At 63.9% G+C, this 13,314-nt stretch carries 10 protein-coding genes; 5 read left to right on the top strand and 5 right to left on the bottom strand.

Translation table 11 applies throughout. The annotated features are described in order from the left end of the window. The first annotated feature begins 173 nt into the window (after positions 1–173). The 4 genes from E3U47_RS09410 to E3U47_RS09395 all read left to right on the top strand — a co-directional run bounded on the left by E3U47_RS09410 (position 174) and on the right by E3U47_RS09395 (position 6,283). Positions 174–671, top strand: a complete 498-nt coding sequence (locus tag E3U47_RS09410; protein WP_134691032.1) for a hypothetical protein — start codon at positions 174–176, stop codon at positions 669–671. A 12-nt stretch (positions 672–683) separates the two neighbouring features. Further along, complete coding sequence (locus E3U47_RS09405; RefSeq protein ID WP_102684407.1) at positions 684–932, top strand: hypothetical protein; 249 nt, start codon at positions 684–686, stop codon at positions 930–932. Positions 933–1,036: 104 nt separating this feature from the next. Continuing rightward, the gene (gene hrpA, locus E3U47_RS09400) at positions 1,037–4,942 is read left to right on the top strand and encodes an ATP-dependent RNA helicase HrpA (protein ID WP_134691030.1); all 3,906 of its coding nucleotides are present in this window, start codon (positions 1,037–1,039) and stop codon (positions 4,940–4,942) included. Between the two features lie 219 nt (positions 4,943–5,161). Next, positions 5,162–6,283, top strand: a complete 1,122-nt coding sequence (locus tag E3U47_RS09395) for a beta-ketoacyl-ACP synthase III (protein WP_134691028.1) — start codon at positions 5,162–5,164, stop codon at positions 6,281–6,283. Positions 6,284–6,464: 181 nt separating this feature from the next. Here E3U47_RS09395 and E3U47_RS09390 read toward each other — a convergent pair whose 3' ends face one another. Continuing rightward, complete coding sequence (locus E3U47_RS09390) at positions 6,465–7,709, bottom strand: putative porin (RefSeq protein WP_134691026.1); 1,245 nt, start codon at positions 7,707–7,709, stop codon at positions 6,465–6,467. Between the two features lie 239 nt (positions 7,710–7,948). On the opposite strand from E3U47_RS09390, the gene E3U47_RS09385 reads away from it, so the two are divergent. Then, the gene (locus tag E3U47_RS09385; RefSeq protein WP_134691025.1) at positions 7,949–9,076 is read left to right on the top strand and encodes a GNAT family N-acetyltransferase; all 1,128 of its coding nucleotides are present in this window, start codon (positions 7,949–7,951) and stop codon (positions 9,074–9,076) included. A 50-nt stretch (positions 9,077–9,126) separates the two neighbouring features. On the opposite strand, the gene E3U47_RS09380 is transcribed toward E3U47_RS09385, so the two are convergent. From E3U47_RS09380 to E3U47_RS09365, 4 genes are read right to left on the bottom strand one after another with little or no spacing between them, the layout of a single operon-like run. Further along, positions 9,127–10,959 carry an ABC transporter ATP-binding protein gene (locus E3U47_RS09380; RefSeq protein ID WP_134691023.1) on the bottom strand — a complete coding sequence of 611 codons (1,833 nt, stop codon included), beginning with the start codon at positions 10,957–10,959 and terminating at the stop codon, positions 9,127–9,129. Positions 10,960–11,010: 51 nt separating this feature from the next. Continuing rightward, complete coding sequence (locus E3U47_RS09375; protein WP_134691021.1) at positions 11,011–11,568, bottom strand: peptidylprolyl isomerase; 558 nt, start codon at positions 11,566–11,568, stop codon at positions 11,011–11,013. Beyond that, positions 11,562–12,374 (bottom strand): alpha/beta fold hydrolase, encoded by an 813-nt coding sequence (locus E3U47_RS09370; RefSeq protein ID WP_134691019.1) that lies wholly within the window; start codon positions 12,372–12,374, stop codon positions 11,562–11,564. Before E3U47_RS09370 ends, E3U47_RS09375 begins: the two co-directional genes overlap by 7 nt. A 13-nt stretch (positions 12,375–12,387) precedes the next feature. Continuing rightward, positions 12,388–13,311, bottom strand: coding sequence for a LysR family transcriptional regulator (locus E3U47_RS09365; RefSeq protein ID WP_134691017.1), 924 nt, complete (start codon positions 13,309–13,311; stop codon positions 12,388–12,390). Positions 13,312–13,314: the final 3 nt, after the last annotated feature.

Raw genomic sequence — 13,314 nt, 5'->3', positions numbered from 1 at the left:
GTGAATGGCGACGTTCATTCCAGTGGGCGCTAAACATTGGCAAGGTTTGCCCGCCGCTTCGCGGGAGCTTGGGAAGCTTCCCATGGCTTTATCGGACCCAGGCTAATTTGCAGAGCCAGGGCCTGCGGTGAAAGTCCCTAAGTTCTGCAGGATAGGCAGCGACAGGGACAGCCATGCAAGCACAAAGGACTTATCAGGTAGTTGCACATCACGCGATCGTCTTCGATGTCAGCGAGTTCATCATCCAGCCAGGAGAATGTTGCCAAATCCGGCAAACGGGTCTGCCATGGGTTCATGCCGGGCACTATCGGGTCGTTGAAAAAATGGCGGAGCTTTACGACCGGATGCTGGCAGGGCAGCGGCCTTGCCTGATGACGGTTGCGGTATCGCGGCCGTTAACTCGCCAGCAGGAGGACAGCCTCAATCAGCAGAGGTACAGGGTTTCGGGCATTTTCAGTACCGCAGCGGGTAAAGCGACGGCGGATGTCGCGCTAGCAATGGCAGGTGGGCCTGCGGCGGCGGTCGCAGGGATCGCCGTCACCGGAGCGGTGGGGTGGTTGATTCAGAATAAGATTCCTACTTTTCATGCTGGGGATGTACTGGCATCGCTATCAGCAACCGTGAAAGGCGGTATTGGTCCCCAATCCAGCAGCCTGATGTTGATTATCTGAAGGGGAGCGGATATGTGGGTGCTTTATGGTATTTGCTATGCCCTCGTGGTCGGCACGTTGGTCGACTGGGCATGCCGGTCAAGGTGCATCAGGTTTTTTCTTTACATCGTGTTCAACGTCACCGGGATCACCGCCTGTACTCAACTGGGTGAAGAACAGTTCCTGCAACTTGATGGTATTGGCTGGTCAGCTTTTTTCGTGGCAATTGCTACCCCGTTGTTGTTCAAGCGCTCCCGCTATTTCGAGCGTGATCGCGACTGAACGCGGGCACAGGCAGCATCGATTTCGCAAATCTGCGACAATTGCGCCTCTTACGCCTGCCGATCATGAAAAAGCAGCATTCGCCTGCATCATTAAAAAGCCCCATGACAGACCACGCCATCGACCAACTGCTGAACAACCTCGACCACGCCATGATCGCCGACCGCCATCGGCTGCGTCGGCAATTGCACGAATTGCGCAAGCGCCCCGACGAGGGCAAGCTCGCGCAGTGGGTGGAAAAGGTCCAGGCGTCCTGCGCCCAGGTCACCGCGCGCCAGCAGAGCGTGCCGAGCATTCGCTACGACGACAACCTGCCGATCGCCGCCAAGCGCGACGAGATCAAGAAGGCCCTGGCCGAACACCAGGTGCTGGTGATCGCCGGCGAGACAGGTTCCGGCAAGACCACCCAGTTGCCGAAGATCTGCCTGGAGCTGGGCCGCGGCAGCCATGGCCTGATCGCCCATACCCAGCCCCGGCGGATCGCCGCGCGCAGCGTGGCGGCGCGGGTCGCCGAGGAGCTGGGCACGCCGTTGGGGGCGCTGGTCGGCTACCAGGTGCGCTTCGAGGACCAGAGCGATTCGAACACCCTGGTCAAGCTGATGACCGACGGCATCCTGCTGGCCGAAACCCAGCACGATCGCTTCCTAGAGCGCTACGACACGATCATCGTCGACGAAGCCCACGAGCGCAGCCTGAACATCGACTTCCTGCTCGGTTACCTGAAGACCCTGTTGCACCGTCGCCCGGACCTCAAGCTGATCATCACCTCGGCGACCATCGACCTGGAGCGTTTCTCCAAGCACTTCGACGGCGCGCCGATCATCGAGGTGTCCGGCCGCACCTACCCGGTGGACACCTGGTACCGGCCGCTGACCAGTGAACAGGACGAGGAGGGCAACCAGGTCGAGGATGACCTCTCGGTCGACCAGGCGATCCTCGCCAGCCTCGATGAAATCGCCCAGCACGAACGCAGCCAGGGCAAGGGCCCGGGCGATGTGCTGGTGTTCCTGCCGGGCGAGCGCGAGATCCGCGATGCCGCCGAGATCCTGCGCAAGGCCCAACTGCGCCATACCGAGATCCTGCCGCTGTATGCGCGGTTGTCGCCGGCCGAACAGCAGAAGATCTTCCAGTCCCACAGCGGGCGACGCGTGGTACTGGCGACCAACGTCGCGGAAACCTCGCTGACCGTGCCGGGCATTCGCTATGTGATCGACAGCGGCACTGCGCGCATTAGCCGTTATAGCTACCGCGCCAAGGTCCAGCGCCTGCCCATCGAGGCGGTGTCCCAGGCCAGCGCCAACCAGCGCAAGGGTCGCTGCGGCCGGGTCGAGCCGGGCATCTGCATTCGCCTGTACAGCGAGGAGGACTTCAACGGCCGGCCGGCGTTCACCGACCCGGAGATCCTGCGCACCAACCTGGCCGCGGTGATCCTGCAGATGCTGCACCTGCGCCTGGGCGCTATCGACGCCTTCCCGTTCATCGAGCCGCCGGATGGCAAGGCCATCAGCGACGGTTTCAACCTGTTGCAGGAGCTCTCGGCGGTCAACCGCGAGAACCAGCTGACCCCGCTGGGCCGTCAGTTGGCGCGCTTGCCGATCGACCCGCGGCTGGGCCGCATGCTGCTTGAGGGCGCGCGCCAGGGCAGCTTGCAGGAGGTGTTGATCGTCGCCTCGGCGCTGTCGGTGCAGGACCCGCGCGAGCGTCCGCCGGAGCGCCAGCAGGCCGCCGACCAGGCCCATGCGCAGTGGAAGGACGTCGATTCCGACTTCGCCGCGCTGGTCAACCTGTGGCGCGGATTCGAAGAGCAGCGCCAGGCACTGACCGCCAACCCGCTGCGTAACTGGTGCCGCAAGAACTTCCTCAACTACCTGCGCCTGCGCGAGTGGCGCGACGCCCATCGCCAGTTGTCACTGATCTGCCGTGAACTGCAATTGGCGGTGAACAAGGAGCCGTGCAACTACCAGCCGCTGCACAAGGCCATCCTCAGCGGCCTGCTCAGCCAGATCGGCCAGAAGACCGAGGAAGGCGACTACCAGGGCGCACGCCAGCGTCGTTTCTGGATTCACCCATCCTCGGGTATTGGCCGCAAGCGTCCGCAGTGGGTGATGGCCGCTGAGCTGGTGGAAACCACCAAGCTGTACGCGCGCGTGGTGGCCAAGATCGAGCCGGACTGGATCGAGCCGCTGGCCAGCCACCTGATCAAGAAGAACCACTTCGAGCCGCACTGGGAGAAAAAGCGCGGCCAGGTGGTGGCCTACGAGCAGATCACCCTGTACGGGCTGATCCTGGTCGGCCGGCGCCCGGTGCATTTCGGCCCGATCGACCCGGCCACCTCGCGTGAGCTGTTCATCCGCGAGGGCCTGGTTGGTGGCGAAATCCAGTCGCGGGCCAAGTGCCTGGCGGCCAACAAACGCCTGCTCGAACAGCTCGACGAGCTGGAGGCCAAGGCCCGCCGGCGCGACATTCTCGCCGATGAAGAAACGCTGTACGCCTTCTATGAAGCGCGCCTGCCGGAGGAAATCCACCAGGCCGCGACCTTCGACAGCTGGTACCGCACGAACAGCCAGAAGGACGCCAACCTGCTGATCATGCGCGAAGAGGACGTGCTCGCCCGCGAAGCCAGCGAGGTCACCGCCGCGCAGTACCCAGACCATCTGCAAGTGGGCGAGCTGCGTCTGTCGCTGAGCTACCACTTCGAGCCCAACCACCCGCGTGACGGGGTGACCGTGCGGGTGCCGGCGCCGCTGCTGCCGAACCTGCCGGGCGAGCGCCTGGAGTGGCTGGTGCCGGGCTTGCTCGAGGCCAAGTGCATCGCCCTGGTGCGCAACTTGCCCAAGGCCCTGCGCAAGAACTTCGTGCCGGTGCCGGACTTCGTCAAGGCGGCGCTGGCGCGCATGAGCTTCGGCCAGGGCGGGTTGCCGCAAGCATTGGGCCAGGAGTTGCTGCGCATGACCGGCGCGCGGGTGTCCGATGAGGCCTGGGCCGAGGCCGCCAGTCTAGTGGAAGGCCACCTGCGCATGAACATCGAGGTGGTCGATGCTCAGGGCAAGTTCCTCGGCGAGGGCCGCGACCTGGCCGAGCTGACCGCGCGCTTTGCCGCCGCCAGCCAGGCCGCGCTGGCCCTGCCGCGCACCGACAAGGCCGAGCAGCCGGTGCAGGCCAAGGTCTTCGCCGAAGTGGCGCAGACTGCCCAGCAGAAGATCGCCGGGTTGTCGATGACGGTCTATCCGGCGCTGGTCGAAGACAACGGCACTGTGCGTGAGGGGCGCTTCTCGACCCAGGCCGAGGCCGAATTCCAGCACCGTCGCGCCTTGCAGCGCCTGTTGCTGCAACAGTTGGCGGAGCCGGCCAAGTTCCTGCGCGGCAAGCTGCCGGGGCTGACCGAGCTGGGCCTGTTGTATCGCGAGCTGGGCCGGGTCGAGGCACTGGTGGAAGATATCCTGCTGGCCAGCCTCGACAGTTGCGTGCTGGAGGGCGAGGCGGTGCTACCCCGCGATGGCGCCGGCCTGGCGTCGCTGGCCGAGCGCAAGCGTGGCAGTTGGGCCGAGCATGCCGAGCGTCTGGCACGCCAGACGCTCGAGGTGTTGAAGCTGTGGCATGGCCTGCAAAAGCGCTTCAAGGGCAAGATCGACCTGGCCCAGGCGGTGGCGCTCAACGACATCAAGCAACAGTTGGCCAACCTGGTGTATCCCGGCTTCGTGCGCGAGACACCAAGTACTTGGTTCAAGGAGTTGCCGCGTTATCTCAAGGCGGTGGAACTGCGCCTGGAGAAGCTGGGGGCGCAGGTGCAGAAGGACCGGGTGTGGAGTGGCGAGCTGGCCAATTGCTGGGCCCACTACCAGGCCCGCGCCGACAAGCACGCCCAGGAAGGCAAGCGCGATGAGCAACTGACCTTGTACCGCTGGCTGCTGGAGGAGTACCGGGTTTCGTTGTTCGCCCAGCAGTTAGGGACCAAGGTGGCGGTTTCCGATAAACGACTGAGCAAACAGTGGAGTCAGGTGGAAGCCTAACCTCCCCAAGTTGTGGCAAACTTGCAGGAATTTGCGGCCGCTGTGCGGCCGATCGCGGCACAAGGCCGCTCCTACAGGCGAACGCCGATGCTGTAGGAGCGGCCTTGTGCCGCGAACGAGGGCGCAGCCCTCGCCTCAAAATTGGTACCAAGGTGCCATTAAGTTGCCCTTATTCCGGCCAGCGCCTTGTGGCGATGGCCCCAGACCAGAGGAACGACCGTGCACAACGTCGTCATCAGCGGCACCGGCCTGTACACCCCGGCCCAGAGCATTTCCAACGAAGAACTGGTGGAGTCCTTCAACGCCTGGGCACAGCGTTTCAACCGTGATAACGCCGCCGCCATCGAGCGCGGCGAGGTCGAGGCGGCGCCGCTGTCCGATGCCGCTTTCATCGAGAAAGCCTCGGGCATCAAGAGCCGCTTCGTCATGGACAAGGCCGGCATCCTCGACCCACAGCGCATGAAACCGCGCCTGCCCGAGCGCAGCAACGACGAGCAATCGATCCTCTGCGAGATGGGCGTGGCTGCTGCCCGCCAGGCCCTCGAGCGTGCCGGTCGCACCGCTGCCGATGTCGACGGCGTGATCGTCGCCTGTTCCAACCTGCAGCGTCCGTACCCGGCCATCGCCATCGAAGTACAGCAGGCGCTGGGCATCCAGGGCTTCGCCTTCGACATGAACGTGGCCTGCTCGTCGGCCACCTTCGGTATCCAGACCGCCGCCAACAGCGTGCAGTTGGGCCAGTCGCGCTCGGTGCTGGTGGTCAACCCGGAGATCTGCACGGGCCACCTGAACTTCCGCGACCGTGACAGCCACTTCATCTTTGGTGATGCCGCCACCGCCGTGCTGATCGAACGGGCCGACCTTGCGACTTCCAAGCACCAGTTCGATATCGTCAGCACCAAGCTGCTGACCGCGTTCTCCAACAATATCCGCAACAACTTCGGCTTCCTCAACCGCGCCGCCGAAGAGGGCATCGGTGCCCGCGACAAGCTGTTCGTGCAGGAAGGTCGCAAGGTGTTCAAGGAAGTCTGCCCGATGGTCGCCGAGCTGATTGGCCAGCACCTGGCCGAGAACGACCTGCAACCGTCGGACGTCAAGCGCTTCTGGCTGCACCAGGCCAACCTGAGCATGAACCACCTGATCGTCAAGAAGCTGCTGGGCCGTGAAGTGGCCGAGGAAGATGCGCCGGTGATCCTCGATCGCTATGCCAACACCAGTTCGGCCGGTTCGGTGATTGCCTTCCACCTGTACCAGGATGACCTGGGCCAGGGGGCGCTGGGTGTGCTGAGCTCGTTTGGCGCGGGGTATTCGATCGGTAGCGTGGTGCTGCGCAAGCGCTGAGGCTTGTAGCGCCTGTACCGGCCTCTTCGCCAGCAAGGCTGGCTCCTACAGGTGGACGCGATCCTTGCAGGAGCCAGCCTTGCTGGCGAAGGGGCCGACGCATTTCAAAAAGGCAAAAAAAGGCGGGAAATGCCGGATGGGGTCGGCATTTCCCGCCTGAGCAACGCAGGGGAGCGACTGCTTAGAACTTGGCTTCCAGGTCCACTTGCAGCGTGTCTACATCGGCATTGCTGTTCGGCAACTGCGACAGGTCGGTCTTGGCCATCAGGTAGGCCGCGCCCAACGAGAAGTTCTTGTCGATTTCGTAACCCACCTTGAACTTGTGGCCGCGTGAGCCGGTGAAACCTGCGCCGAAGTCGGAGTCGGTGAACAGGCTGACCACGGCGTTGCGCTGCACATCGCGGTAGTTGTAGTCCAGGCTCCAGGCGCCGAGCTTGGTTTTCAGGCCGGCCAGCCAGGCCTTGTCCTCGCCGTCGGTGCTTTCGGTGTTCTTGACGAACTGGCCATAGGCCGAGAGCGGGATGGCGAAGCCGGTGAAGTCCACCTGGCCAAAGCCTTCCACCAGGTTGAACTCGTCGGTGGTGTTGCCGAAGCTGCGCAGCACGGCCGACTTCTTGTCGTTGTCGAAGCCGTAGATGCTGCCGCCCACGGTGACCTTGACGGTATCGGCGGCATTGAACTTGGTGCCCAATTGGCCGTGGTACAGCTGTGCGTCATGCTTGAACTGCACGCCGTCGCCGTCGACGTTGTCCTTGAGAGTGTAGTGGCCGGCGCTGCCGAACAGCTCGGCGGCACCCAGGTTGGTCTTGTAGGTGACCGCCACGCCTTCAGGGTTGATGTCGCTGTCCCAGATGACGTCGCCCATGCTCACCCATGGCTGCATCATCTTGCCGCCGATCAGGTGCAGGTTGGGCACGGCGGTCGGGTGCCAGTCGAGGTAGGCGAGGTCGACCCACAGCGATTTCTTGTCGAAGTAGTTGTCCAGGCTCTGGTTGGTCGAGCGGGCGTCCGAGCTGCTGCCGGTGGCCACGCGGATACCGGCGTCGACCTGTGGGTTGATCTCGCTGTAGAAACCGACCCGGGCGCGCACGCGCTCGCGGTCCTGGTTGCCGCTGCGGCTATTGGGGTTGTCGACGTTGACGTCTTCGTAACGCAGGCGCACATCACCCTTGATCTGGGTCTTGGCGGCCCATGCCACTTTTTGTTCGAACGAGCTCAGACGCTCGGACTGGGCTTTCTGGTCGGCCTTTTCCTTGGTTTCCTTTGCCAGGTCGCCCTGCAGTTCGTTGTACTGCGCCTGGTTGATCGAGCCATTGGCGCGGAGCATTTCGAGCAGCTTGGCGTCGACAGCAGCACTGGCCGGAGTACTCAGAGCCAGCATCATGCCGGTGAGGCTCACTCCAGTAAGTGTAGAAACAAGACGCATAAGGTTCTCCCTGTTGGAAAAAGTGGGGAGGCTCAAGCGCCCGCCCCCAAGTTGGCATGTCTTCGGAAAGGGCCTGACTAGACAGGTTCTGGGGTTCCGGAAAACAGGCGCAAGTATTGCGGGGGTGGATGACAGAATAATGTCTAAACAGTGGCACTGTTGTTAAGTAAGCGGCCTGTCATTTGAGTGTCGCCGGCGACTTGGCAATACTGGCACTCTCTCTTCAGCGAGTTGCAAACGTGATCAGCCTCCACAGCCTTGCCCATCTGCGCGACCTGCCGGCGACCACCTGGGATGCCCTGGTGCCCGTTGCCCAGCCGTTCCTGCGCCATGCCTTTCTCACGGCCATGGAAGACAGCGCCAGCGTAACCCCCGACACAGGGTGGGCCGCCGAGCATCTAGTGCTGGAGCGCGACGGTGAAGTGCGCGCGTTGCTGCCGGCGTACCGCAAGTGGCATTCGTTCGGTGAGTACGTGTTCGATCATGGCTGGGCCGATGCCTGCGAGCGGGCCGGCATCGCCTACTACCCCAAGTTGCTCGGCGCCGTGCCGTTCAGCCCGGTGAGCGGGCCGCGGCTGCTGACCGCCGACCCGGCCGATGGCTTGCTGCTGCTGCAAGCGATCCCGGAGTATCTGGGCAAGGGTGGGCTGTCCGGGGCACACATCAACTTCACCGACCCCGCGCTGGATGAGGCCATTGGCGCTTTGCCAGGCTGGATGGAACGCCTGGGCTGCCAGTTCCACTGGCGCAACCCCGGCTACCGGGATTTCCAGGATTTTCTCGACAGCCTCAGCTCGCGCAAGCGCAAGCAGATGCGCAAGGAGCGCGAGCAGGTGGCGGGGCAGGGCATCGATTTCGCCTGGTACCGGGGCGAACAGTTGAGCGAGTCGCAGTGGGATTTCGTCTACCGCTGCTACGCAAACACCTATGCGGTGCGGCGCCGTGCGCCGTACCTGACCCGGGCATTCTTCAGCCTGGTCGCCGAGCGCATGCCAGAGGCCATCCGCGTGGTGATCGCCCGGCAGCGGGGGCGGGAGGTGGCGATGGCGTTCAGCCTGGTGGGGGGCGACCGCTTATATGGTCGCTACTGGGGTTGTCTGGACGAATTCGACCGGCTGCATTTCGAGACCTGTTTCTACCAGGGCATGGACTTTGCCATTGCTGAAGGCCTGCGACGTTTCGATGCCGGGGCCCAGGGCGAGCACAAGCTGATTCGTGGGTTCGAGCCGGTGATCACGCACTCGTGGCATTACCTGCTGCACCCAGGGTTGCGCCGGGCGGTGGAAGAGTTTCTGGCGCAGGAGCGGGTGGGGGTCCGGGCGTATGCCGAAGAGGCGCGGGGGATGTTGCCTTATCGCCAGGTTTGACTGCCTTTGCGCAAGCCCGCTCCCACGAACACCCGCCCATTGACCCGGCGTCAATCGACGCCGACGAACCCACCGGTCTGGTGATGCCACAACCGCGCGTACAACCCGCGCTGGGCCAGCAACTCACTGTGGCTGCCGCTCTCGACGATATGGCCCTTGTCTAGCACGATCAGCCGGTCCATCCGGGCGATGGTCGACAGGCGGTGGGCGATGGCGATCACCGTCTTGCCCTGCATCAAGGTTTCCAGGCTCTCCTGGATCGCCGCTTCCACCTCCGAGTCCAGTGCCGACGTGGCTTCATCCATGATCAGGATCGGTGCGTTCTTCAGCAGCACCCGGGCAATGGCGATGCGCTGGCGCTGGCCGCCGGACAGCTTCACCCCACGCTCGCCGACATGGGCGTCGAAACCGCTGCGGCCCTGGGCATCGGACAACTGCGGGATGAACTCGTCGGCCCGGGCCCGGCGCACCGCTTCCCAGACTTCTTCGTCAGTGGCGTCGGGGCGACCGTACAGCAGGTTGTCGCGGATCGAGCGGTGCAGCAGCGAGGTGTCCTGGGTGATCATGCCGATCTGCGCGCGCAGGCTGGCCTGGTTGACCTCGGCGATATCCTGGCCATCGATGAGGATGCGTCCGGCCTGCACGTCGTACAGGCGTAGCAGCAGGTTGACCAGGGTCGACTTGCCGGCGCCGGAGGGGCCGATCAGGCCGATCTTCTCGCCCGGACGGATGTCCAGGTTGAGCGCGTCGATCACCTGGTTGCCCTTGCCATAGTGAAAACCCACATGCTCGAAGCGCACACCGCCGTGCCTGACCTTGAGCACCGGCGCCTGGGGTTTGTCGCTGACGCTGACCGGCTGGGCAATCGTCTGCAGGCCGTCCTGGACCATGCCGATGTTCTCGAAGATGCCGTTGACCACCCACATGATCCAGCCCGACATGTTGACGATGCGTATCACCAGGCCGGTGGCCAGGGCGATGGCGCCGACGGTGATGGATGACTGGCTCCACAACCACAGGGCCAGGCCGGTGGTGCACACCACCAGCAAGCCGTTGAGCGAGGTGACGACCACATCCATGCTGGTGATCACCCGCGCGGCCAGCTGGGTTTTTTCGGTTTGTTCGCTGATCGCTTCGCGGGCGTATTGCTGTTCGTAGTCGGTGTGGGCAAACAGCTTGAGGGTGGCGATGTTGGTATAGCCGTCGACGATGCGCCCCATCAGCTTGGAGCGGGCGTCGGAGGAGATCACTGAACGTTCCTTCACCCGCGGCACGAAGTAGTACAGCGCGCCGATGTAGCCGGCGATCCACACCAGCAACGGCACCATCAGCCGCCAGTCGGCCTCGGCGAACAGCACCAGGGCGCTGATGGCGTAGATCAGCACGTGCCACAAGGCATCTACTGACTGTACCGCCGAATCGCGCAGCGAGTTGCCGGTCTGCATGATGCGTTGGGCGATGCGCCCGGCGAAGTCGCTCTGGAAGAAGTTCAGGCTCTGCTTGAGCACGTAGGTGTGGTTCTGCCAGCGGATCAGGCTGGTCATGCCTGGGCTGATGGTCTGGTGCACCAGCAGGTCGTGCAGGCCGAAGAACACTGGCCGCAATATCAGCACCACCACCACCATCCAGGTCAGCTCGGCGCTGTGCTCGCTGAAGAAGTTGGCGTTGGGGGTACCCTGGGCCAGGTCGATGATGCGGCTCAGGTAGCTGAACAGCGCCACCTCGATCAGCGAGGCGACCAGACCGACGATCAGCAGGGCGAGGAAGCTCGGCCAGACCTGACGCAGGTAGTAGAGATAGAAGGGCCAGACTTTACCGGGAGGCGCCTCGCTGGGCGCCTCGCGGAAGATATCGATCAGTTGCTCGAAACGACGGTACAGCATGGGTGACAAGACTCCTGTGTGACCCGACCCACGTCCCTGTGTGGTGCGTGGTCAGTCGATGCGTTTGGCCGACTTGATGTACACCGGGTCGGCCGGGACATCGCGCATGCCTTTCTTGACGGTGGTCGGCGAGTTGACGATCTGGTCGACCACCTCCATGCCCTTGGTGACCTTGCCGAACACCGCGTAGCCACGGTCGCGGCCCGGGTTGAGGAAATCGTTGTCGGCGACGTTGATGAAGAACTGGCTGGTGGCCGAGTTCGGGTCGGAGGTGCGCGCCATCGACAGGGTGCCGCGGGTGTTCTGCAGGCCGTTGCTGGCTTCGTTGCGGATCGGATCCTCGGTGCTCTTTTGCACCATCTGGTCGGTGAAGCCGCCGCCCTGGACCATGAAGCCCGGGATCACGCGGTGGAAGATCGTATTGTCATAGAAACCGCTGTCGACATACGTCAGGAAATTTTTCGTACTGATGGGCGCTTTTTCAGCATTCAGCTCGATTTCGACCTTGCCGAAGCTGGTGACCAGTTCGACGTGCGGGGTCTTGTCGGAGGCCATGGCGCTGGCGGCGAAGGCGACCGAGCAGGCAGTGAGCAGAAGTTTTTTCAGCATGGGCTCAAAGATCCTTGAGAGGTGGAAGCGGCTGCGAGGAAGTGCAGCAGGGTCTGGTTGAAGACCTCGGGTTGGTCCAGGGGGGTAGCGTGCCGTGAATCGGCGATCACTGCCAGCCTGGCGTTGGGCATCAGGGCGACGTAGCGCTCTTTCAGTGGTATCGGTGTGTAATCCTGGTCGGCGGCGATCACCAGCGTGGGACAGCGGATCTGGCCGATGCGTTCCTGCACGCCCCAGTCGACGATGGCGTCGAAGCTCTTGAGATAGGCGCGTTTGTCGTTGCGTGCCCAGCGCTCGGCCATCTTGCGTCGCAGCTCGGCTTGCTGCGGCTTGGGGAACAGCCGTGCGGCCAGGCCTTTGCCGACGGTCTCGACACTGAGCAGGCGTGCCAGGCCCCAGCGCTTGAGCCACCACAGCCAGTCGCTCGGGGTACGGCGCTTCACTTCAGGGGCACTGTTGACGATGCACAGGCTGCGTAGCCAGTCGGGGTGGTCGACGGCGAATTGAAAGCCGAGCATGCCGCCCATGGACAGGCCAACAAAATGCACCGGCCCACTGCCCAAATGCTGGAGCAGGGCCAGCAGGTCTTCGCTGAAGGTCTTGATCTGGTAGCCCCGGCGCGGCTTGGACGACTGCCCATGGCCGCGTATGTCCATGAGGATCACCCGGTAGTGACGGCTGAACTCCGGTACCTGCAACTCCCAGTCCTGGCTGCTCGAGCCCAGCCCGTGCAGCAGTACCAGGGGTTCGCCCTGGCCGTGTTCCTCGTAATGCAGCAGGCATCCGTCGTGTTCGAAACAGGCCATGGGCGCGGTCCTTTCAGGCTTGCGGGGGAGCGGCGAAGGGCACGTCCAGCGGCGCGGTGTCGAAATTGCGCAGCAGTTCGATGAGGATCTGCGTGGCCGGGCCCAGGGTCTTTTCCTTGCTCGAGTAAAGGTAGAACAGTGGGTGGCGGCTGCCACCCTGATCCAGCGGCAGCGGCTTGAGCACGCCTTCGCGCAGCTCGCGCTCGATCATGTGCCGGGGTAGCCAGGCGAAGCCCAGGCCGCTGCTGACGAAGGTCGCGGCAGTGCCCAGGCTGCCCACTGTCCAGCGCTGCTCGGCGCCCAGCCAGCCGACGTCGCGCGGCTGGGCGCGGCCGGAGTCACGGATCACCACCTGCAACTGGCTTTCCAGGTCCTGGAAGGTGATCTCGCGGCCCATGCGATGCAGGCTGTGTTCGGGGTGGGCAACGGCGACGAACTCCACCGAGCTCAGTTCGGTGCCCAGGTAGCCGCTGATGTTGAAGCCGCTGATGGCGAGGTCGGCGATGCCCTCTTGCAGCACTTCCTCGACCCCGGACAGCACTTCTTCGCGCAGACGCACGCGGCAGCCGCGGCTCTGCGGCATGAACGCGCTCAGGGCGCGCACCAGGCGGGCGCTGGGGTAGGCGGCGTCGACCACCAGGCGCACCTCGGCTTCCCAGCCCTGTTCCATGTGGTGGGCCAGGTCCTCGAGCTGGCTGGCCTGCTTGACCAGTTGTCGCGAGCGCCGCAGCAATACGCTGCCGGCCTCGGTCAGCACCGCCTTGCGCCCGTCGATGCGCAGCAGCGGAACGCCCAGTTGCTCCTGCATGCGCGCCACGGTGTAGCTCACCGACGACTGTGAACGGTGCAGGGCCTCGGCGGCCTGGGCGAACCCGCCGTGATCGACCACCGCCTGCAAGGTCCGCCACTGATCCAGGGTTACGCGCGGCGCTTTCATCTA

This window comes from Pseudomonas sp. RIT623 (assembly GCF_004519305.1).
In the GTDB taxonomy this organism is placed as follows: domain Bacteria; phylum Pseudomonadota; class Gammaproteobacteria; order Pseudomonadales; family Pseudomonadaceae; genus Aquipseudomonas.
Note: the sequence above shows the minus strand (reverse complement) of the source record. Positions and strands in the feature narration are given on the sequence as shown.